Source organism: Streptomyces sp. NPDC089919 (assembly GCF_040684615.1).
Classification (GTDB): Bacteria; Actinomycetota; Actinomycetes; order Streptomycetales; family Streptomycetaceae; genus Streptomyces.
Map to the genome: position 1 here is coordinate 1 of NZ_JBFBGK010000107.1, position 21528 is coordinate 21528.

Consider the following 21528-nt stretch of genomic DNA (forward strand, 5'->3'; position numbering starts at 1 on the left):
AGGGCCTCTTCCACCAGGAGCCGGCCGAGTTCACCGTCGACTCCCCGGCGCGTGGGCCGAGTGCCGCGGACACGCCAGGAATCCGATCCCGGGTGGGTGGTGCCCGGGGCTCGGGACGAGGGTGCGCCCGGTGGCGGGGCAGGGATGTCCCGCACCGCCGGCCGCCGCCGACGGTGACCCCCAGGACGGAAGGGAACCTTGCTGATGTCGCAGGTCAAGGTGTCGATCGAGGTGGACGTCCCGGTGACGACCGCCTACAACCAGTGGACCCGCTTCGAGTCGTACCCGCAGTTCATGGCGGACGTGGAGCGGATCGAGCAGCGCAGCGACACCCTCACGCACTGGGTGACGAACGTCGAGGGCGTGGAGCGGCAGTTCGACGCGGAGATCACCGAGCAGGTGCCGGACCACAAGGTCGCGTGGGTGACGGTCGGCGGTGAGACGGAGCAGTCCGGGCTGGTCACCTTCCGCCCGATCGATCCGGCGCGGACGGAGGTGACGCTGATGATGGACTTCGACCCCGACGGGATGGCCGACAGCATCGGCGACAAGCACGGCTTCGCCGACCAGCGGGCCAAGGGCGACATGCAGCGCTTCAAGCACCTCGTCGAGGACGGAGGCACCGCTCCGGACGCCTGAGGCCTGACGGCGTGACGGCGGGCGGCGGGCGGTCCGAGCGTGGTCCGGCGTCGCCCCCCCGGCGGTCCGGACCCCGTGGGGGGAACCCCCGGCCGCCCCGGGGGCTCGTGCGTCACAGGACGGTGACACGCCGTACGGACCTCGGCCGCGCGCGCCATCCTGACCCGATGCGCATCCACCACACCGCCGGTCTCCTCACCGCGTCCGCCGTCCTCGCCCTGGCCGCCTGCACCCCGCAGAGTGCCGACGACGGGAAGCCCACGACCCCCGGCGCGCCCGCGAAGCCCTCGGCCGCGCACTCCGGCGCCGGGCCGGGCAGCCGCACCGCGACCCTGCCCGACCTGGTCGGCAAGGGCCTCCAGGCCGCCCAGGACGAGGCGCAGGCCGCCGGTTTCCGCGACCTCGCCTCCCACGACGCCCTCGGCCGCGACCGCCTCCAGGTCCTGGACCGCAACTGGAAGGTCTGCTCCCAGACCCCCGCGGCGGGTACGAAGACCGACACCGGCGCGCGGATCGACCTCGGCACCGTGAAGCTCGAGGAGACCTGCCCGGCGCACGACGCCCCCGCCCCCAGCGCCGCCGGCGACACCATGCCGGACTTCGTGGGGAAGGGCATGAAGGCGGTGCGCGCCGCGCTCCCCGGAAATGCGAGCGTCACCGTGAAGGACGCGCTGCACGGCCGCATGGTCCTCATGGAGTCGAACTGGCAGGTCTGCGCGCAGACCCCGGCGGCCGGCGCGCCGCTCGCCGGCCGCCCCGTGTCGTTCCAGGTCGTCAAGACCGACGAGAAGTGCCCCTGACCGGCGGCCGGGGGAACGGTTGCCGCGGCCGTCGCGTCCTTGCCGGCAGGGGAGCGGTACGGAGCCGCGGGCCCGAGGGGTGAAGGGACAGCAGTGGTGGGCGGAAGACGTGGGCCGGGCCGGTGGGCCGTGGTCCTGGCGGTGGCCGTGCCCGTGGCGGTGGCCGCGATCGTGCTGGCGCTGGTGCTCCCCGGGATGTTCGGGACCAGCGAACTCCACCGGGCGGTGGGCTCCTACCTGACCACGGTGGGGGACGGCGCGACCGTACCGGCGCGCGGGGCGGGCGGCGGCTGTCCGGCCGGGCAGGAGGACCCGGCGGCGGCCCTCCACCGGCTCGCGGGCCCCGGCTTCGGGCACCACATCGTCTCCTCCATCGAGACCGGCGACAGCGCCTCCGTCAACGTCGACCTCACCCCGAAGGGCGGCGCCCCGGTCCAGGTGTCCCTGGACCTGCACCGCGACGACGGCCACTGGACCGTCTGCACGGCCTCCGCCGGCCGGATCCTCATCGACCCGGACCCGTTCTAGCCCCGCCGACCCGGCAACCCGGCGGCCACGGAAACCGGTTCAGCTGGCCGGGCGGCTTGGTTAGGGTCGCGGGATGGAACCCCGCGGACCTGCCGTCCTCCTCACCCCCGCACCCCGTACCTCCACCGCCGAGCTGCTGGCCCGGGCGGCGGCCTGGCGCGGGCTCGAGGTGGTCGGCCGGGCGGCCGACGCCGTCGGGCGCCGGGTGCACTGGTACGGCGGCCCCCGCGCGGCCGCGGCCTGCGCCGGCACGCTGGGGTTCGGCCTGCTGGAGCCGGCCGACGACTGGCTGACCCGCCTCCCGCCCGCCCTGCTGCACCGCCGGATCCGGCTCACCACCCTGGCCGAGGCCCGGACCCTGCGGGAACCGGCGTTCGTGAAGCCGCCCTCGGCCAAGATCGACCTGCTGCCGGCCGCCGTGCACCGGGACGGGACCGGTCTGCCCCGCGGGCTCGACGGTGCCACGCCCGTGCTGGTGAGCGAGGTGGTGGAGTTCACCGCGGAGTACCGGCTGTTCGTCCTCGACGGCGAGGTCGCCACCGGCAGCCGCTACGCCGTCCACGGGCGGCTGGACCCGGCGCCGCTGGACCCCGGCAGCCGGGCCTTCGGCCGCACGGTCCTCGAAGCCGCCGCCGACGGGCTGCCCAGCGCGGTGTGCCTGGACATCGGCCGCCTCGCCGACGGCGGTTGGGCGGTGGTCGAGGCGAACATGGCCTGGTTCGCGCACTGTTACGCAGCCGAGCCGGACCGGGTCCTGGACACGGTGCTCCGTGCGGCCGGCCCGGTCGAGGAGGTCGCGGACCGCGACCGCCCGTACCTGAACGAGGTCACCACCCGCTCATGAGTCCGTGCGCGTACTGCGCAGGTGCGCCGGCACGGCCCACCACTGGTCCGGGCGGTCCACGACCGGGGCGTCGGGGCCGCTCTCGCCGTACCGGGCGAGGCGCAGGAGGTAGGCCGCGATGCCTGCCGCGCCCTGCATCCACGTCGTCCGGGGCGGCAGCAGCGGCGGGTCCTCGCGATGTTCCAGAAAGCGCCAGCGGGCGCCCGCGTCATCCCTGATGACCCGGTCGACCAGCGCATCGCCCATCCGCTGCGCGGCCCGTACCAGGGTCTGCCTCCGCTGCGGCGCCCGGCAGTCCTGGGCGGCGTCCAGCAGGACGTCTCCGACGCCTGCCGTTCCGCAGCAGCGGCCGTCGTTGTCCCAGAAGCCGGGACGCAGGCGTTGCGGCAGGCCGGAGGTGAGGATCGAGGTCATGCAGCGGTGCCGCAGTTCGTCGACGTCGTGGCCCGCGACCTCGGCGACACCTGCGTGCGCCAGGGCGGTGAACAGGTGCGCGGTGCCCGCCGGGCCGTGGCACCAGGTGTACGTCACCGGTTCCACCTCGCGTCTCGACGGCGGGATCGTGTGCGGGACGACGAAACCGGCGTCCTCCAAGGACCCCACGGAGAGGACGTGCCGGGCGCCTTCCACTGCGGCCTCGATGAAGTCCTGACGGTCCAGGGCGGTGCCCGCGACCGCCAGTGCGGCGGCGATGCCGGCGGTTCCGTGCGAGTAGTTCGGTGCCCTCGAGGGGCTCCCCGGCGTCATGCCCCAGTCCAGGCCCGCCTCCGTACGGTCCGCCGCCCGCAGCAGCGCCTCGCCTCCCGTCGTCGCGATCGCCGCTGCGAACGGGCCCTGCGCCCAGACCGCCGTCATCACGACGCCCGCGGTCCCCATGACGACGTCGGTGAGGGGCGCGTCGGAGCCCGGTTCGAAATCGAGGGTGGTCTTCCATCCGTCGCCGGTCGCCAGGGCGGCCAGCCGCCGCAGTGCCACCGCTTCCTCGCCCGGGGCGAGCAGTCTGAGCGCCGTCGCGTCGCCTGCGAGCCCGTCGTACAGCGAGGGTTCCGTCCGCTGCCCGGCCTGTGCCGACAGCCTGCTCACGATGCCGGTCGCCAGTGCCGCTTCCCGCGCGCTCAGCTCCCGGTACTGCGCGATCTCGGCCAGCACCGGGGCCAGGCCGGCGATCCCCGCGTACAGCGAATCACGGTCCGCCGGCGGCGACACGGCCTCCGGACCACCCTCCACCACCGCCTCCACGAGCCACGGTCCCTCGGCCTCGCGCACCTGGTCCAACACCCACGACCAGGCGGTCTCGCCCACATCCCGATATACGCCGCTCCGCATCGGGCCACGCTACAACCCCCGCGGACGGACAGCCCGTTCAGCGGCGCGTGACCGACCCGTCGGTTCCGGCGGCCCTGGGCACCGGCACCCGCGCCCGCCTCCAGATCACGCAACCCCGGTTCCAGGTCGTCGGGCGACGGTGCCGAGCACGGCCTACGGGAGCGGGGTGCCGCGGGCCGTCAGCCACAGGTCGTACCACTCGTCGTGGCTGAGTTCCGGCTGCCGTCCGACGGCGTCCGCGCAGGCTCGGATCCGGTCCGGTCGCGCGGTGCCGATGACCGGGGCGATCCGGGCCGGGTGCCGCTGCAGCCACCACAGCAGGACGGTCTCGGGGGTGGTGTCCTTGGCCTCGGCCAGGCGCGCGATCAGCTCCGCCGTGCGCTCGTCCTCGGGGGACTGCGGCCGGCCCGTGAAGCGGCCTTGGGCCAGCGCGCCCCAGGCCTGCAGGCGTACGTCGTGTGCGCGGCAGTGCTCCAGCGTGCCCAGCGGGAAGCCGTTGCCGGCGGCAGCGGGGGTGTTGACCAGGACGCCCGCCTCCAGCCAGTCCCGGCTCGCCAGACTCATCTCCAACTGGTTGGCCACCAGCGGGAGTTCGAGGTGGTCTTGAAGCTCCTTCATGCCGGGGGCGCCCATGTTGGACACCCCGAAGCGGCGTACCAGGCCCTGCCGGTGCAGGGACGTCAGGGCCGCGGCCACCTCCGCCGGGTCGGCCAGCGGGTCCGGCCGGTGCAGCAGGAGGATGTCGATGACGTCCGTCCGCAGGCGGTGCAGGGACTCCTCGACCCGGCGCGCGATCGTCTCACCGCGCAGGTCGTAGATCCCGGGCCGGACGCCGTCGCCGAGCCGGATCCCGCACTTGGTCTGGATGACGATCCGCTCCCGCAGTCCCGCGGCCCGGCTCAGCACCTCCCCGAAGACCGCCTCGGCCTTGCCGCGGCGGTAGATGTCCGCGTGGTCGAACACCGTGATGCCGCTGTCCAGTGCGGCTTCCACCGCCGCCTCCGCGTGCGCCACGTCGGCCGGGCCGTAGGACGGGTCGTCCCAGTCGCCGCCCAGCCCCATGCATCCGTACACCAGCCGGTAGGAATCGAGGGAGATCGTCATGCCGGCCACCCTAGTCACCGGCCTTCGGTGGACTGGTCCCGGCCCCGCTCATCCGTCCTGTACGGAGCCCCGGCCCAGGCCGTGCAGGAGCCCGTCGACCGCGGTGTCCACGGTGGCCGGGGCGTCGGCGGGGTCGATGATGCCGCCGTTGAGGAGCACCGCGAGTCCGTGGACGACCGCATAGACCAGGCGGGCGGCGGCCTGCGGGTGCTGTCCTTCGGCCAGTCGGCCCTCGCGGTGGGCCTCCTCGATCGCGGCGTACGGGACGGCGTACGCGGCGCGTGCGGCGGCCGGCGCGGCCGCGGTGTCCGCCGCGTGCTTGCCGGCGTACATCAGCTCCACGACCGGCATGCGGCCGGTGGCGAAGGCCACGTAGGTCCGGGCGATCGCGTGCAGCCGGGCCTCGAAGGCGGGTCCCGCCTCGGCCAGCGCCCCGACGAGCTGTTCCCGGAGCATGTCGAAGCCGCGCGCGGCGAGGGCGTCCAGCAGGGCCGCCCGGTCCGGGAAGTGGCGCCGGGGGGCCGCATGGCTCACGCCCAGTTCCCGGGCCAGCTCGCGCAGCGACAGCGCCGCGGCGCCGTGCTCGACGACCGACCGCTCCGCCGCCTCCAGGAGCGCGGTCCTCAGGTTGCCGTGGTGGTAGCTGCGTTCTTGCATGGGGCAGACCCTACCGCCACAATGTTGTCACCGCCAACTATGTAGTCATTGACAACATGGCGGGACGGTGCCAGCCTGAGATACATGAGCGCATCGACCAGAACCCCCTGGACCGCCGCAGACCTCCCCTCCCTGACCGGCCGGACCGTCGTCGTCACCGGAGCCACCAGCGGGCTCGGCGCCGTGACGGCACGGGAGCTGGCGCGGGCCGGAGCCCATGTGGTCCTCGCCGTCCGGGACACCGCACGCGGCGAACGCCTCGCCGCCACCCTGACCGGCAGCACCGAGGTACGCCGCCTCGACCTCGCCGACCTGTCCTCCGTCCGGGCCTTCGCCGCCGGCTGGGACCGCTCCCTGGACATCCTGGTCAACAACGCCGGCGTGATGGCCGTCCCCGAGGCGCGCACCGCCGACGGCTTCGAGATGCAGCTGGGCACCAACCACCTCGGGCCGTTCGCCCTGACGAACCTGCTGCTCCCGCACCTCACCGACCGGGTCGTCACCGTCGCCTCCAACGCCCACCGGCGCCCCGGCGTGGACATCGACTTCGCGGACGTCAACTCCGAGCGCGACTACCGCCCCTGGCGCGCGTACCAGCAGTCCAAGCTGGCCAACCTGCTCTTCACCCGGGAACTCCAGCACCGCCTGACCGCAGCCGGCTCACCGGTCACCGCGCACGCCGCACACCCCGGGTACGCCGCGACCAACCTCCAGGGCCGCTCCGCCGGCGTCGCCCAGCGCCTGATGCTGGCCGTCACCAACCGGCTGATGGCCCAGTCCGACGCCATGGGAGCCCTCCCCACCCTCTACGCCGCCACCCAGCCGCTGCCCGGGGACAGCTACACCGGACCCGACGGGCGCGGCGAACTGCGAGGCCACCCGGGCCCCGCCCAGCGCAGCGCCCACGCCCAGGACGACGAGCGGGCCGCCCGGCTGTGGGCCCTCTCCGAACGCCTGACGCAGGTCACCTTCCCCGGCCCGGCACTGGGCCCCCGGGGCCGCTGAGGCCGACCGGCGGGCCGGATCGCGGCACCCGCCACCCCGCCGAGGTGCCCCGCCGCCGCGCGGGTGACACGCTGGAAGTTCCGTGGACCTACGCCATCGACGCCGTCGACGCGGGGATGTGAACGCCATGCGGGGACATGCGGCCCTTTCCACCTGCGCAGCGGGAGCGCTCCTGCTCCCGTTACTAGCCGTGGCACCCGCGGCGGCGGCGGATCCGGCCGGCGTCGCCGACCGCACACCGGCCGCGGTCCGGGCCGCGACCCCCGACGTGCAGATCACCCCCGTCACCGTCGAGCCGACGGTGGTGCCACAACCGGTGAAGGCCACCGACGGCCGGACCCACCTGGTCTACGAGCTGGTCCTGACCAACATGTCGCCGCTGCCCGCCACAGTCACCGGGGTGAGCGTCACGGCGCCGGGAGCGACCCTCGAATCCCTCGACGGCGGCCGGCTGCTCGACGTCTTCCGGCCGTCGGGGGCGCCGGCCGAGCAACCGCCGGCGGACACCGTCCTGGCGCCGGGCCGGCAGGGCAGGGTCTGGCTCGATGCGATCGTGCCCCCAGGGACGGCCTTCCCCCTCGACCTCCGCCACGTGATCGCGGTCTCCTATCCGAAGGCCCTCGGGATCATCCCCGCGACCGTCAAGGAGGACGTCGCCCCCCTGCGAGTGCCCGACCGCCGGCCGGTGGTGCTGCAACCGCCCCTGGACGGCGACGGCTGGCTGGACGCCAACGGCTGCTGCGCGACGATCACCGCCCACCGGTCCTCGGCCTCGCCCGTCGACGGCTCGGCCCTCTTCGGCGAACGCTTCGCCATCGACTTCGTCCGGCTGGACAAGGGCGGCGCGCTCTTCCACGGACCCGCCGACCAGGTCCGCAGCTACCCGTACTACGGAACCCCGGTCCGGGCCGCGGCCGCCGGCCGGATCGTCGAGGTGGTCGACGAGTACCCCGACAAGACGCCGGGCTCCTCGACCCCGGACATGCCCCTCGCGCAGTACTCCGGCAACCACGTCGTGGAACGGCTGCCGTCCGGGGAGTACGTCCTCTACGCGCACCTGCGGCCCGGCTCCACCCGGGGCAAGGTGGCGCCCGGGATGCCGGTGCGCGCCGGAGACGTGCTCGGCGAACTGGGCAGTTCCGGCAACAGTGACGCCCCGCACCTGCACTTCGAGGTCATGAGCGCCGTCAACCCCTTCCTCTCGCAAGGGCTGCCCTTCGTGTTCTCCTCCTTCGACCTGCAGGGCACCCTCACCCCCGCCGCGCTCGACGCCCTCCTCGGCTCGGCCGACGGCACCCTGCCCGGCTCGCCGCGACCCGCCGCCCGGCCGGACCGGACCGGGGAGATGCCCCTCTACCTCGACGTGCTGGGCTTCTCCGGGGGGTCCGGCGGCAGCTGAGCCCCGCCGCCGGTCGGTGGAACGTGCGGCGCCCGCGTCGGGAGGCTCTGCTCCCGGCGCGGGCGCCTTCCTGCGACGTGGCTGCCCCGAGCCCGCCCTCATCGCTCCGGATCTGTACGTGGTGATGTGATGTGCGCGGTGCGCTGTCACCTGTGGGCGGTTCTGAGCTGCGTCGTGTCCGGGGAATCGAACCCCCGCGTTGCTCTCCACGCACCAAGGTGGCCGGAAGACCGCCGGCCTCGGTTCGTACACGCCTCCGGGGCGACTACCTGCGCCACGTCGCCGGTCCTCAGTCCAGGAGGTCGGCCTCCCAGTTCGTGCGCTGGATGCGCGCGTCGAGCTCGCGGATCTGCCGGGCCACCACATCCGCCTGGGCGCGCAGCGCGGCCACGGGGAGCGCGCTGAGCATCCTCAACTCGGAGCGCATCTGCCGTCCGTGCCCGCCCTCCTTGCCCGCCGCCGCGTCGGCCGCGGAGGTCAGCACCGAGTGCTTCAGCCGCAGCATGTCCCGCCGGGCCAGGGCGTCGGTCAGCAGGCCGTCCGCACCCATGTCGACGGTGGAGTTGGTGCGGTTGATCCGGCCGATGAGCCTTTCCAGGGCGACCATGGTCTCGGTGGCATCGGCCAGGAGCGCGGTGGCGTCCTCGGCCGGGGTCTCGCCCTCCTGGTAGCGGGCGTTGGCAGCGATGCGCGCCCGCAGCTGCTCCACGCGCCGAGTCGCCTCCGCGCGCTCCGACAACGCCTCGCCCAGCTTCATGGGCCGGTCCGCGCCCGCCGGCCGGTCGCCGCCGCCGTGCTGCTCTGCGGCGGGTTTGCGTCCCGTCAGTTTCATCGTCCCGTCCCCGTCTCGTGCACCCCTGTGATCACCGGGGAGTCTACGTGCCGCGGCCGGCTGCCCTCCGGGGGCCTCGCGACGGGCCCGGCGGCTGCGGTCGCGGGAATCCGAAAGGGAGTCCGGTTCCTCAGGCTACGGGTGGGTTTAGGGGCAATCCCGGGGTGCGGAACCGGCGTCCCTCTAAGGTGCGTGGGGTACGGACCCGTCCGTGCCGGGGCTGTCCGGTGCGGGGGAACGGCAGTTGGCGGGGCGCCGGTCGTCCCGGTACACGACGCGCCCGAGGAACGCCGGTTGTCAGCTAGCAAGCCAGCATTACGCCCCACCCGCCCGGCCGGTACCCGACGCCGGACGGCGAGACGGCGCCCGGGGCGCGCGGCGGCCGGGGCCGGACCGGTGGCCGGGGCCGGAGCGGGGCGCCCGGGCCGCACGCCCGCCCGGGCCCGTACCCGCTACTGGTTCGACACGATCGTGGCCCGCGGCACGGCCATGCTCATCGGCTGGTTCGTCCTGCTGTGCCTGGCCGTCGTCGTGCCGGCGAGCGCGGCCCTCGTGTGGGCCGACGCCCACGGCCCCACCACCTTCTCCGGCCGGGCCCTGGCCGTCTGGGTCAGCGTCGGGCAGACGCTGAAGATCGGGGGAGCCGTCGGCAGCCCCGTGTACGTGCTGCTGTCGGTGGTGCTGGCGCTCGTGGCGCTGCTGTTCGTGTCGACCCTCGTCAGCCTCATCACCAACGGCCTCAACGACAAGGTGCTCGCGCTGCGCCGCGGCCGCTCCACCGTGCTGGAGTCCGGTCACACCGTCCTGCTCGGCTGGTCCGACCAGGTCTTCCCGATCGTCTCCGAACTGGTCCTGGCCAACGCGAACCAGCGCCGTGCCGCGCTCGCCCTGCTCGGCCCCAGGGACAAGGCGGAGATGGAGGACGAGATCGGCGCCGCCGTCGGACGGCTGGGCCGCACCCGGCTGATCTGCCGCACCGGGACGACCACCGACCCGGCGGGCGTGGCCCTGGTCGCGCCGGCCACCGCCCGGGCCGTGCTGGTCCTGACCCACGACGGACCGGACGGGGACGCGCAGGTGGTGAAGACCCTGCTGGCCCTCGAAGCGGCGGTGCGGGGACCGGGCCGGCACCCGGTGGTCGTGGCGGCCGTGCGCGACGGGCGGCACCGGCGGGCCGCCGAACTGGCCGCCGGAGCACACGGGCACGTGCTGGACGTCGAGGAGGTCACCGCCCGGCTGATCGCCCGGACCTCCTGCGAACCCGGCCTCTCCCTGGTCTACCGCGAGCTGTTCTCCTTCGCGGGGGACGAGATCTACACGGTGCCGGCCCCGGAACTCGCCGGAAGCACCTTCGGCGCACTCCTGCTGGCGTACGAGGACTCCAGCGTGATCGGCCTGCTGCGGGCCGACGGCCGGGTGGAGCTGAACCCGCCCTGCGACAGCGTGCTGGGCCCGTCGGACCGGATCGTGGTGATCACCGAGGACGACGACACGGCCGTGCCCTCCGGCGGCCCGCCGCCGCCCGTGGACACCGGCGCGATCGTCGCCGCCCCGCCCGCGCCGCGCACCCCGGAGCGCTTCCTGCTGCTCGGCTGGAACGCGCGCGCCCCGCGCATCGTCGCGGAGCTGGAGGGCGCTGCGCCCGCGGGGTCGGAGCTGGTGGTGATGGCGGCGGGGGAGGAGCACCTGCGTGCGGCGGACCGCTGCGCGCGGGCCCCGGGGCGCCGGATGCCCGTCACGGTCCTGGCCGGCGACGCCACCGACCCCGATGTGCTCGCGGGGCTCGACGTGTTCGGCTTCGACCGGGCCGTGGTGCTCGGGTACGGCGGGGCGGGCGCGGGCGGCGGCGCCCTCGGCGGCGACGACCGGACCCTGGTGACGCTGCTGCACCTGCGGGCCCTGGAGGAGGCGGCGGGGCGGCGGCTGGCCGTGATCACGGAGCTGGCCGACGACCGCAACCGGCTGCTTGCGCCCGCCCGGGAGGGCGCCGACTTCATCGTGGGCAGCCGGCTCATCGGACTGCTGATGACCCAGATCGCGGAGGACCGGCACCTGGCGGCGGTCTTCGACCGGCTGCTCGCCTCCACCGGCGACACCCTGCACCTGCGGCCGGCCGGCGAGTACGTCCTGACCGGCCGTCCCGTCGGCTACGCGACCGTCGTGGAGGCCGGCCGCCGCCGCGGCCACTGCGTGGTCGGCTACCGGCTGCACGCGGCGGCCCGTACCGTCCGGCGGCCACCCCACGACCCCGACCACGGGGTACGCCTGAACCCGCCCAAACACGAGACGCTGACCCTCGCCCCCGAGGACGCGGTGATCGTCCTGGCCCCGGCCTCCCCCGCCCGGACCGGTTCCCCGTGCGCGGCCGGCACCTCCGCGGCCCGGGTCCTCCCGGCCCCCGCGCGCGGGGACCGCGACCAGCGCCCGGCCCCCGGCCCGGAGCGCTGCTGAACGGACCGGGGGCCGGTTGCCTGCGCAGTCAGGGGTGACCGGTCAGGAGGTGAGTGTGAGGCCCGGCAGCACCTCGGCGGACGGGAGCTGGGCGAACGCGGCGCCCGGGACGAGGAGTTTGCCGCGCCGGCGGCCGCTGCCGACCAGGACGTACGGCATCTCGGTGACGGCCGGGTCCACCAGCAGCGGCCAGTCGGCGGGCAGCCCGATCGGGGTGATGCCGCCGTACTCCATGCCCGTGGCCGCCACGGCCGTCTCCATCGGCGCGAAAGACGCCTTGCGGGCGCCCAGCCGGCGGCGTACGGCGCCGTTCACGTCCACCCGGCCGTAGGAGGGCACCAGGCAGGCGGCGAAGGAGGTCTCGCCGGCCCGCTTGGCGGCCACCACCACGCAGTTGGCCGACTGCGCCAGCAGCTCCTGGCCGTAGTGCGCGACGAAGTCGGCGGTGTCGGCGATCGCCGGGTCGGTGTCCACGTACAGGATCCGGTCGGCGGGGACCGGTCCCGACCAGCCGTCGACCGCTCTGGCCACCGGCTCGGTGAGCCGGTCGAGGCCGGCGGGGGCCGGTACGGCGTCGTCGAACCTGTCGAACATCCCGAGCTGCGAGGGCATGGCCGCAGGCTAACACCGCCCGGGTGCGTGATCCGGGCCGCCGCCCGGGAGCGGGGGCGGCGTGGGGGCGCGGGGTGCCGGCTCCGTCGGGCCGTCAGATCCAGCCGCGGCGGGTGGCGATCACACCCGCCTGGAAGCGGTTGACCGCGCCCAGGAGTTCGTGGAGGCGGCTCATGCGGCGGCGCATGGTGCGGACCGACCAGCCGAGCTGGCGGGCTATCGCCTCGTCCTTGAGGCCGCTGACGAGCAGGGTGAGCACCAGACGGTCCTCCTCGCCGAGCGGGTCCTCGGCGGGGGCGTCCAGCGGCAGCGCCTGCTTCCAGCACGCCTCCCAGTAGTCGGTGAGGGCGTCCAGCAGGGTCGAGGGGCGGATCACCGCGGCGCGGACGCCGTCGGCCAGGTCCAGGGAGAGCGGCATCAGGGCCAACCGGCGGTCCGCGACGGCCAGTTTGATCCGCAGGCCGGGCAGTACCCGGGCCTGCTCGCCCCGGCGCACCAGGCCGCGGATGTCCTCGAGCACCCCCGGCCACTCCAGCGCCTCGGGAGCGTAGACCGCGCGGTAGCGCACCCCGCGCCCCAGGGCCGTGCTCTCCACCGGATTGGCGGTGGTCAGGGCGTACGGCGGCCGGTCCAGGGTCATGACGTCCTCGCGCGCCTCCTGTTGGAGCCGGACGAACCAACGGCCCAGCGCCTCGCGGCCGGTGACGATCTCCACCTCGTCCTCCCCGGCGGTACCGGCCTGGGCGGCCGCGAAGAGCCGGGACAGCTCTCCCGCGGCCGTCCGGACCCGGTCCAATTCCGCGGCCCGGGTGCGGACCAGGGACTCGACCGCGGCACCCGGCTCGATCGCCGCGTACCGGCGCCGGACCCCCGCGAGCCGTCCGACGAGGCCGTGGTCGTGCAGCCGGTCCAGGGCCCGCGCGGCGCGCAGCGGCGAGCAGCCGAGGTCGTCGGCGAGCTCGGCCGGCGCGGCCGTCCGCCGGGTCAACACGGCCCGGTAGACGCTCTCGTCGAACGGATCGATACCGGCTGCGGTGAGCTCGTTCGTCATATGCGGATAATGGCCCACTTGTGCCAGCGGCAGCAATGGGCCGCCAAGATCTGTTGTACGCAGCGTGACTTCGGCACTAGGACTTCGACCCATGGCCAAGAACGCACGAACACCACGGCGCCTGGCAGCCGTTGCGGTCACCACCGCCGCGCTGGCCGGGACGCTGACCGCGCTGCCCGGTTCCGCCGCCGCCGAGACCCCCGACCCGGAGCAGCGGGTCATCGTCGAACTCTCGGGGAACCCCGCGGTCACCGCCGCCCCCGGCGGGTCGCTCACCACGCCGGCCGCCCGCGCCGCCGCCACCGCCGTCGGCGAGGCCCGACAGGCCCTGGCCGCGCGGCAGGACGCCTTCGTCAGGACGGCGCAGCGGTCCGGACTGCACCCCGACCGCCTCCGCAGACTCGGCCTGCTGATCAACGCGGTGGCGATGACGGTGCCCGCCTCCGAGACGGCGCGGCTGGCCGCGCTGCCGGGTGTGCTCGCGGTCCGCCCCGACACCCGGATGCAGGCGCAGACGGACGTCAGCGTGCCGCTGACCGGCGCGCCCGAGGTCTGGAAGCGCCGGGACCCGGCCGGAGTGAAGGCCACCGGCAAGGGCACGGTCGTCGCGGTCCTGGACAGCGGCGTGGACTACGGCCACCCCGACCTCGGCGGCGGCTTCGGCAAGGGCCACAAGGTCCTCGGCGGCTTCGACTTCGCCAACGACGACGCCGACCCCATGGACGACAACGGCCACGGCACCCACGTCGCGGGCATCATCGCCGGCAAGGCCGCCGCGAAGGGCGGCATCACCGGCATGGCCCCCGATGCGAGCCTGCTGGCCTACAAGGTCATCGGCGCCGACGGCAGCGGCTACACCTCCGACATCATCGCCGGCATCGAGGCGGCCGCCGACCCCGCCAACCCCCATCCGGCGGACGTGGTCAACATGAGCCTGGGCGGCCCCGGCGACGGCACCGACCCGCTGGGCCGCGCGGCGAGCGCCGCCGTCCGGGCCGGCGTGGTCGTCGTCGCGGCGGCCGGCAACGCCGGGCCCGGCCGCGGCACCATCAGCACCCCGGCCTCCGCCCCCGGCGTCATCGCGGTCGGCGCCTCCACCAGCGGACTGCGGACCCCCGCCGCCTCCCTCGCCGGCCGGAGGCCCGAACTGATCCAGACCTACCGGGGCATCATCTCCGCCAACCCGCCCCGGAAACCGGTCACCGCAGAGCTCGTGGACGTCGGAGCGGGCACCGCCGCTGACTGGAAGCGCGTCGGGGACGTCCGCGGCAAGATCCTGCGGGCCGACATCCTCGTCCCGCCCGTCACGGACGTGCTGAGCCAGTACGACATCGACTGGGCGCGCGAGGCCGAGAAGCGCGGCGCGCTCGCCGTGCTCGGCGGCCTGCCGGCCGGCTCGGGTCCCGTACTGGCCGCCGGACCGGGCAGCGCCCCGGCCGCTCTCCCGGCCCCGGAACCGGGCACCCTCCCGGCCACGGCGACCCCCGCCCGCCCCGACCTCGCCCGCACCACCGCGTCCGGCGACTCGCTGCGCATGGACCGCCTGGTCCTCATGGGCATCGACGCCACCCAGTACGCCCAGCTCAGCCGGAAGCTGGCCGCCGGGAAGGTGTCCGTGACCCTGCGCGGCACCGACGCCACCGACCAGATCGCCTCCTTCTCCTCGCGCGGCCCCGGCACCGGCTTCGGCCTCAAGCCCGACCTGGTCGCCCCCGGCGTGGAGATCCGCTCCACCATCCCCAAGGCCCTCTACGGGCCCGGTGTCTACCGCATGTCGGGCACATCCATGGCCGCCCCGCACGTCGCCGGGGCCGCCGCCCTGCTCCGCCAACTCCACCCGGGCCAGCGCCCCGACGCGATCCGGTCCGCCCTGGTCGGCACGGCCAAGGCGCTCACCGGCACCGGCCCCACCACCGCGGGCAGCGGCAGGCTGGACGTGGCCGCCGCGGCCGCGGCCACCGTCACCACCAGTCCGACGGCCCTCTCCTTCGGCCTCGCCGACCTGCGCGCGCGGACCGTCGGCGGGACCGCGAAGATCCGCCTGGCCAACCCCGGGAGGACGCCCCGCACCGTCACCCTGAGCGGCACCGGGCCCACCACCGTGTCCCCCTCCCGGGTCACCCTCCCCGCCGGGCGCTCCGCGACCGTCGAGGTCACCCTGCGCACCGCCCGGCCGGCCGGCGACACCGAGATCAGCGGCCGGATCACCGCCACCCCCGACCGCGGCCCGGCCCTGCGGGTGCCGTACCTGCTCGTCGTACGGCACCTGGCCGTCCAGGCGACCCCCGACCCGAGCGACGGCCGTTCCACCGTGTACGTCGCCGCCCCGACCGCCTTGCAGGCCCCGCCGCGGGTCACGGTCACCCCGCCGCACGGCACCGCCGTCACCGTCCCCACCACCATGAACGGCGTCGGCTACTACCAGGCCGACCTCACCGGCAAGACCCCCGGCGCCTACCGGCTGACCGTGCGGGCCACCACCGCCGACGGCCGGCTGATCACCGGCGCCGGCGCCTTCGAGGTCACCCCCGCCGACAGCCGCCGCGACCGCTGGGAGGCCATCGGCCCCCACAGCGAGGCCGGTCAGCTCACGCTCTCGCCCGCCCGGCCGCGGCAGGCCGTGATGACCCAGTTCCGCAAGGCCGCCCCCTGGCTGACCACCGACGGCGGCGCCCACTGGCGCCAGGTCGGCCGGCTGCCCGTCGCCGACGGCAACGCCGCCGGCGCGATCGTGGTCGACGCCCGCCGCCCCGACCGCTGGTGGTACGCCGTGAACACGGCCGCCGACCCCACCCGGCGCGGCACGATCCTGCGCACCGACGACAACGGCCGTACCTGGCGCAGGCTCGACGTGCCGGACGCCCACTTCGACGCCTTCGTCGCCGACGAACGCACCCGCACCCTCGCCGCGGTGGCCGGCGGCAGCCTTCTGGTCAGCACCGACGCGGGCGCGCGCTGGGCGACGTACCCCACCGGCGTGACCGGTGCCGTCCGCGAGGCCGCCCTGGTCGGCGACACCCTCTACCTGGCGACCTTCGACAGCCTCTGGCGGATCGACGGCGTCGGGGCGGGCGACCCCGCCCCGGCGCGGCGGATCCTCGACGAGCCGGTCGACACGCTGCGCGGCATGGCGGCCGACGCCACCGTGGTGACGACCTACGTCCCCGGCACCGGGGTCCGCGGCTCCTACGACAAGGGCCGCACCTGGTCCACCCTGCTGTCCCTGCCCCAGGGCGGCAACGGCCTGTCCGCCTCGGGCGGTGACCTGTACCTGCGCGTGCTGTTCGGCGCCGGCCGGGTGAGCCATGACCACGGCCGGACCTGGCAGCCGCTGCCCGCCCCCTCCAAGGCGGCCATCGCGATGGACTACGACCGGTGGGCCGACGGCTCGGTGACCGTCTCCAGCGAACAGGACGGCCTCTACCGCGGCCGGGCCGACGGCACCGGCTACCGGCGCATCGGCGTCCAGGGCCTGACCGCCTACGCCCTCGCCGCCAGCGGCGACCAGCTGCTCGCCGGCACCGTCAGCGGCACGTACCGCACCACGATGCCCGTCGCCGGCCCCGAGTGGGGCGCGTCCGGGGCGGAGGGCATGACCGGCCGCTTCACCTCGCACATCGCCGTCTCGCCCCGGGACACCAAGGTGGTCTGGCAGGTCCGGCGCACCGCGACCGGCCTCTTCGAGGTCTCCCGCAGCGCCGACGCCGGCCGGACCTGGACGGTGAAGGGCACCTCGTCGGAGGTACCGACCTCGATCCTGGTCCACCCGGCGGACCCGGACCGGGTGACGATCGGCTTCCGGAGCATCATCGGCGACGGGCTGTTCACGACCACGGACGGCGGCCGGACGTGGAAGAACCTCTTCCACGAGCGGTCCTTCGAGGCCCTGGCCGGTGACCCGCGCGACCCGCGGCGCCTGTGGCTGGGCAACGCCTCGGGCCTGTACCGCTCGGACGACGGCGGCGTCACCACGACCAAGGTCGCCGACGGCCCGGTCTCCTCGATCCTGCTGGACGGCCGGCGCCTGGTCGTGGGCGGCTCCTCGGTCCGGGTCAGCACGGACGGCGGCCGGACCTTCCGCACCGCCGACACCGGACCGCTCGCGATCCACGTCGCGGACCTGCTGCGGGTGCGCGGAGCGCTCTACGCCGCCACCGCCGGCTCGGCGGCCTCCGGCCTCGTCCAGGGCGGCCGGGGCGTCCTGCGCAGCACCGACGACGGCCGCACCTGGCAGAACGTCTCGAGCGGCCTGCAGAACACCGACACCACCAAGCTGGCGGCCGCCCCCGACGGCCGCACGCTCTACGTCGGCACCGTCGACGGCGGCGTCCACCGGCTCAAGCTGCGCCGCTGACGGTCGCGGACCGGCCCGCCGGCCGGTCCGTACCGGCGGAGCGCCGGCCGGACCCGGGACCACCGGGCCCGGCCGGCGCCCGGGCCCCTCGGTGCCGGGCCCGCGGTCATGCCGGGCGGTCGTCCCCGCTGCGGCCGGCCCGGGCCGAGGTCGGCAGGGTGAGGGACACGGCGTAACCCCCGTGGCCGCGCGGGCCGGTGCTGAGCGAGCCGCCGTACAGCCTGGTCCGCTCCCGCATGCCGATCAGTCCGTGGCCGGAGCCCGGCGGCGCCTTGGCCGGCGCCGGACGCCGTCCCGCGCCGTCGTCCGTCACCGTCACGGTGATGTGCGCCGGCCGGTAGTCGAGGGCCACGGTCACCCGGGCGCCCGGCGCGTGCTTGAGGACGTTGGTCAGCGCCTCCTGCGTCACCCGGTACGCGCACAGCTCCAGGCCCGGGGCCAGGTCCCGGGGTTCGCCCGTGATGCGCAGGTCCACCGGCACCCCCGCGGCCCGGACCCGGTCGGCCATCGCGCCGAGCCGTGACAGGCCCGGCACCGGGGGAGGGGGCACCGCGGCCGCGCCGTCCGCCGGGAGACCGCCGCCCTCCTGCCGTTCCCCGGGGTCCGGCTCGCGCAACAGGCTGAGCATGCGGCGCAGTTCGTCGAGCGCTTCGGAACTGGTCGCCGAGATGGTGCCCAGCGCGGTCCGGGCGGTGGCCGGGGCCGAGTCGAACACGTACCCCGCCAGGCCGGCCTGTACCGAGATCACGGACATGTGGTGCGCCACGATGTCGTGCAACTCCCGTGCGATGCGCGCCCGTTCCGCGGCGATCTCGCGCCGGGCCCGTTCGTCCCGCTCCCGCCGCAACTCCCGCGCCAGCTCGCTCGAACGGCGGGCCACCAGCCCGAACCGCCAGAGCACGGCGGGGAACACCACGGCCTGCGCGAGCACGGTGGCCATCGAGCCGCCGCCGGGGTCGTTGCCCAGCAGCCCCGCGTACACCCAGGTCGCCCCCAGCAGTGCCGCGGCGACGGCCGAGGTCCGCACCGGGCGCAGGGCGGCCACCGTGTACAGCGCGAGCATCGGGCCGAAGCAGGAGACCACGGGCCAGTAGCCGGCCGTGATGTATCCGCCCCACATCGCCAGGGTGAACAGGTAGACCGCCACCGGCGCCTTGGCCCGCACGGCCACCGGCAGCGTCGCCAGCCCCACGAGCAGGTACGCGGCCAGGTCGAGTCGGGGCCAGCCCTGCGACACCGCCTCCCGCCCCAACGACACCGCCACACCGGTCTGCGCGAGCGCCGTCAGCGCGTCCGTGTACGAGGGGCGTATCCGCATCGGCGCAGCTTAATGCGGCTGCGCCGGGGACTACGGAGACCGGTCAGGATTCGAGAAGACGGGGCCGGCGGCCGGCATTTAACGTGAGGGCACGGAGATCACCGATTCCGTCCGAGGGACCGGTGGGCCGCATCCGAGTGGGGAGCAGTCATGAAGTTCGACAGCCTCGTCGAGCCGCCCGAGCCCATGCGGGGGCTGGAGGTGCCGCCCGAGGTGGTGGCGGCGCTGGGCGAGGGTGCGCGGCCGCCGGTGACGATCACGGTCAACGGGCACAGCTGGCGCAGCCGCCTCGCCCTGATGCGGGGCCGCCACCTGATCGGCTTCAGCAACGCCAACCGGCAGGCCGCCGGTGTCACGGCCGGCGACGTGGTCGAGGTGGAGCTGGAGCTGGACACCGAGCCGCGGGTGGTCGTCGAGCCCGCGGACCTCGCCCTGGCCCTGGACGAAGCCCCGGCCGCCCGGGCCGCCTTCGACCGGCTCACCGACAGCCGCAAGCGCGAGCACGTGCGCGCCGTCGAGAGCGCGAAGAAGCCGGAGACGCGGCAGCGGCGCATCGAGAAGGCCGTCGCCACCCTGCTGGGCTGAGCGGGCATCCCCGGCCGCCGTCCGCCGCCGCCCGGGGCCGGCCCGGGCCGCCGTGTGATGATGTTCGTCCACTCCGGGGAGGCGATGGTGCTGAGAAGGGGCGCGCGGTGGGCCGCGGCCGTGCTGACCGCGGTGTGCCTGGTGCTGCTCCTGGGCCGCGGCGAACCGGACGGGGGCGCCCCCGGTGCCGGCCGGGCGGCGTCCGGCGCCCCCCGCAAGGCCGTCCCGGACCGGGTCGCCACCTGGAACATCTGCAATCCCTGCGGCGGCCTCGAGAAGGACTTCGGCCGGGCCACCGCGATCGCCGCCGCCGCCCCGCAGGTCATCGGCCTGCAGGAGGCCTGCGTACGGGACGTCGAGCAGATCCGCAGCTACCTCAAGGACGTCTACGGCCTGGAGTACCGGGTCGCGTACGGGTCGGTCCTGCGGAACTGGAACCGGTGCGGGGGGCTGCCCTGGCGGCCGGGCGGCTTCGGCCAGGCGATCCTGTCGGCGGCACCGATGACCGACCGGGTGAGCGTCGGGTACCCCCACGGCGGCTCCGAGAACCGCGGGTACCTGGCCGTCACCACGCTGGTCGGCGGCCGGTCCGTGCGGGTGTTCAACACCCACCTCGCCGAGCGCCGGCAGGAGGGGGTGCGGGTCAGCCAGGTGAAGGTGCTCGCCGCGGAGGTCGCCCGCCACGACCGGGCGATCGTCCTCGGCGACTTCAACGCCGTGCCGTACGCCGCCGAACTGACCCCGATGTGGGCCCTGGCCACCGACGTGGACCCCGGCTGCCGTCCGTCGGACGCCGAGGCCTGCACCCCGACCACCGACTGGAACAGCAAGTTCGACTACGTCTTCCTGCGCGGCGCGATCACCCCCCGCGCCCACCGCATCCGCCCCAGCGCCTACTCGGACCACCACATGCTGACCACCGACCTGAAGCTGGGCCAGGGATGAGCGGCGGGGGCCGTGAGCCCGGAGCGGGGCGACGGATGCGGGTCCTGTACTGGCCCGTCGATCGTGCGGTGGACGTCTCCGGCGGTGCGGCCGAACTCGTCGCCCTTTCCCTGGCCCTCGCCGCGGGGGCGGGGACGGTGCCGGCCACGTCCTCGGCCGAGCCGGACTTCGGCGGCACCGAGCTGGTCGCCGTCGAGGTGGCGGCCACCGACGGCCCGGGCGTCCGGATGACCGTCGACCAGGACCGCCGCGTCCTCCTCGTCGAGGGCGACCGACGGGCCCTGACCGACCTCGCCGAGGAGTTCCGCTCCACGGCGGACCTGGACGACGGCGGCCACCAGCACATCGAGCACCACCCGGACCACCCCTACCTCGCCGCCGACTCCCTCGCCCTGATCCTGAACAGCCCCCACGGCGGCATGCCGGGCCGGTGACCGGCCGGGTGTCAGGACCGGGGCGCCGGATCGTCGTGCTTCAGGTACCCGTCCCAAGGGCAGCCGGCGTCGGCGTCGTCCGTAGGGCACATGCTCGGGTCGTCGGTGTCCCCGAAGTTGCCGTAGAGATGGACGTACACCCGGCAGCCGGGATTCCCGGGGAAGGACAGCCCGAGGGCGGACCCGTGAGTGGCGGCCTCGTCGGGAGCGGCGAAGTCCTCGCCCTTCGGTCTGGCGTAGAAGGCCCAGCGCCCGGAGGACAGCGACTCGGGGTGCGCGCAGTCGGCCATCGCCTTGACCCGGTCGAACCCCGTACCGGTGAAGGTGTGGTCCGTCGAGTAGGTCAGGGACGTCCCGCCCTCGCTGGTCCAGGTGCCCACCAGTCGCCCCTGCGGCAGGTCCGCGGCGTGGATCGCCGCGGCCAGCCCGCAGGACGTGGTGAGCAGCGCGCCGGCCGCCACCAGACCGACCGAACGCCATCCGCGCATGTTCACAGAGCTCTCCCCCCGGAGATGGATGTCCGGCCCGGAGGCCGGCTTCACAGCCACATTTGAACACGCTCAAAAATGCGGCGACGGTCTGGGGCGGCCCGTTCCGGGCAGGCGGGGTATCGGGGAAAGAGGCCTCAAGCGGCCCGCTCTTCG

General features: G+C 75.0%; 19 protein-coding genes. 11 read left to right on the forward strand and 8 right to left on the reverse strand.

Annotated elements, in window-relative coordinates; all coding sequences use genetic code 11:
- Positions 1–204 precede the first annotated feature (204 nt).
- The 4 genes from AB0O40_RS31020 (at position 205) to AB0O40_RS31035 (ending at position 2811) form a co-directional block, all read left to right on the forward strand.
- Complete coding sequence (locus tag AB0O40_RS31020) at positions 205–639, forward strand: SRPBCC family protein (protein ID WP_365048602.1); 435 nt, start codon at positions 205–207, stop codon at positions 637–639.
- A gap of 167 nt (positions 640–806) precedes the next feature.
- Complete coding sequence (locus AB0O40_RS31025; RefSeq protein WP_365048604.1) at positions 807–1439, forward strand: PASTA domain-containing protein; 633 nt, start codon at positions 807–809, stop codon at positions 1437–1439.
- Between the two features lie 96 nt (positions 1440–1535).
- Positions 1536–1967 carry a hypothetical protein gene (locus AB0O40_RS31030; RefSeq protein ID WP_365048606.1) on the forward strand — a complete coding sequence of 144 codons (432 nt, stop codon included), beginning with the start codon at positions 1536–1538 and terminating at the stop codon, positions 1965–1967.
- A 73-nt stretch (positions 1968–2040) separates the two neighbouring features.
- Entirely contained in the window at positions 2041–2811 is a 771-nt protein-coding gene (locus tag AB0O40_RS31035; RefSeq protein WP_365048607.1) for an ATP-grasp domain-containing protein, read from the forward strand.
- Here the strand turns inward: AB0O40_RS31035 and AB0O40_RS31040 are convergent.
- The 3 genes from AB0O40_RS31040 to AB0O40_RS31050 form a co-directional block, all read right to left on the reverse strand.
- On the reverse strand, positions 2806–4137 hold the full coding sequence (locus tag AB0O40_RS31040; RefSeq protein ID WP_365048609.1) for a lanthionine synthetase LanC family protein: 1332 nt from the start codon (positions 4135–4137) through the stop codon (positions 2806–2808). The two genes, AB0O40_RS31035 and AB0O40_RS31040, sit on opposite strands and share 6 nt — an antisense overlap.
- A gap of 153 nt (positions 4138–4290) precedes the next feature.
- Complete coding sequence (locus tag AB0O40_RS31045; RefSeq protein ID WP_365048611.1) at positions 4291–5241, reverse strand: aldo/keto reductase; 951 nt, start codon at positions 5239–5241, stop codon at positions 4291–4293.
- Positions 5242–5289: 48 nt separating this feature from the next.
- On the reverse strand, positions 5290–5898 hold the full coding sequence (locus tag AB0O40_RS31050) for a TetR/AcrR family transcriptional regulator (protein WP_365048613.1): 609 nt from the start codon (positions 5896–5898) through the stop codon (positions 5290–5292).
- An 84-nt stretch (positions 5899–5982) separates the two neighbouring features.
- Between AB0O40_RS31050 and AB0O40_RS31055 the strand changes: the two genes are divergently transcribed.
- The gene (locus tag AB0O40_RS31055) at positions 5983–6903 is read left to right on the forward strand and encodes an oxidoreductase (protein WP_365048615.1); all 921 of its coding nucleotides are present in this window, start codon (positions 5983–5985) and stop codon (positions 6901–6903) included.
- Between the two features lie 190 nt (positions 6904–7093).
- Positions 7094–8302 carry a M23 family metallopeptidase gene (locus AB0O40_RS31060; protein WP_365048617.1) on the forward strand — a complete coding sequence of 403 codons (1209 nt, stop codon included), beginning with the start codon at positions 7094–7096 and terminating at the stop codon, positions 8300–8302.
- Between the two features lie 289 nt (positions 8303–8591).
- Here AB0O40_RS31060 and AB0O40_RS31065 read toward each other — a convergent pair whose 3' ends face one another.
- Positions 8592–9059: a DIP1984 family protein gene (locus AB0O40_RS31065; RefSeq protein WP_365048641.1), complete on the reverse strand. Its 468-nt coding sequence runs from the start codon at positions 9057–9059 to the stop codon at positions 8592–8594.
- 471 nt (positions 9060–9530) lie between these two features.
- On the opposite strand from AB0O40_RS31065, the gene AB0O40_RS31070 reads away from it, so the two are divergent.
- On the forward strand, positions 9531–11585 hold the full coding sequence (locus AB0O40_RS31070; RefSeq protein ID WP_365048619.1) for an NAD-binding lipoprotein: 2055 nt from the start codon (positions 9531–9533) through the stop codon (positions 11583–11585).
- A gap of 42 nt (positions 11586–11627) precedes the next feature.
- On the opposite strand, the gene AB0O40_RS31075 is transcribed toward AB0O40_RS31070, so the two are convergent.
- Together AB0O40_RS31075 and AB0O40_RS31080 are read right to left on the reverse strand one after the other, a co-directional pair.
- Positions 11628–12197: a YbaK/EbsC family protein gene (locus AB0O40_RS31075; protein ID WP_365048620.1), complete on the reverse strand. Its 570-nt coding sequence runs from the start codon at positions 12195–12197 to the stop codon at positions 11628–11630.
- 94 nt (positions 12198–12291) lie between these two features.
- A complete protein-coding gene (locus AB0O40_RS31080) occupies positions 12292–13248 on the reverse strand; it encodes a helix-turn-helix domain-containing protein (protein WP_365048622.1) in 957 nt (318 codons plus the stop codon).
- Between the two features lie 91 nt (positions 13249–13339).
- On the opposite strand from AB0O40_RS31080, the gene AB0O40_RS31085 reads away from it, so the two are divergent.
- Positions 13340–17602, forward strand: a complete 4263-nt coding sequence (locus AB0O40_RS31085; protein WP_365048624.1) for a S8 family serine peptidase — start codon at positions 13340–13342, stop codon at positions 17600–17602.
- A 106-nt stretch (positions 17603–17708) separates the two neighbouring features.
- On the opposite strand, the gene AB0O40_RS31090 is transcribed toward AB0O40_RS31085, so the two are convergent.
- The gene (locus tag AB0O40_RS31090) at positions 17709–18920 is read right to left on the reverse strand and encodes a sensor histidine kinase (RefSeq protein WP_365048625.1); all 1212 of its coding nucleotides are present in this window, start codon (positions 18918–18920) and stop codon (positions 17709–17711) included.
- A 150-nt stretch (positions 18921–19070) separates the two neighbouring features.
- Between AB0O40_RS31090 and AB0O40_RS31095 the strand changes: the two genes are divergently transcribed.
- The 3 genes from AB0O40_RS31095 (at position 19071) to AB0O40_RS31105 (ending at position 20884) form a co-directional block, all read left to right on the forward strand.
- Positions 19071–19505 (forward strand): YdeI/OmpD-associated family protein, encoded by a 435-nt coding sequence (locus tag AB0O40_RS31095; protein WP_365048627.1) that lies wholly within the window; start codon positions 19071–19073, stop codon positions 19503–19505.
- 84 nt (positions 19506–19589) lie between these two features.
- A complete protein-coding gene (locus AB0O40_RS31100) occupies positions 19590–20450 on the forward strand; it encodes an endonuclease/exonuclease/phosphatase family protein (RefSeq protein ID WP_365048629.1) in 861 nt (286 codons plus the stop codon).
- Positions 20451–20485: 35 nt separating this feature from the next.
- Positions 20486–20884 carry a hypothetical protein gene (locus tag AB0O40_RS31105; RefSeq protein WP_365048631.1) on the forward strand — a complete coding sequence of 133 codons (399 nt, stop codon included), beginning with the start codon at positions 20486–20488 and terminating at the stop codon, positions 20882–20884.
- Between the two features lie 11 nt (positions 20885–20895).
- On the opposite strand, the gene AB0O40_RS31110 is transcribed toward AB0O40_RS31105, so the two are convergent.
- Positions 20896–21378 (reverse strand): hypothetical protein, encoded by a 483-nt coding sequence (locus AB0O40_RS31110; protein WP_365048632.1) that lies wholly within the window; start codon positions 21376–21378, stop codon positions 20896–20898.
- Positions 21379–21528: the final 150 nt, after the last annotated feature.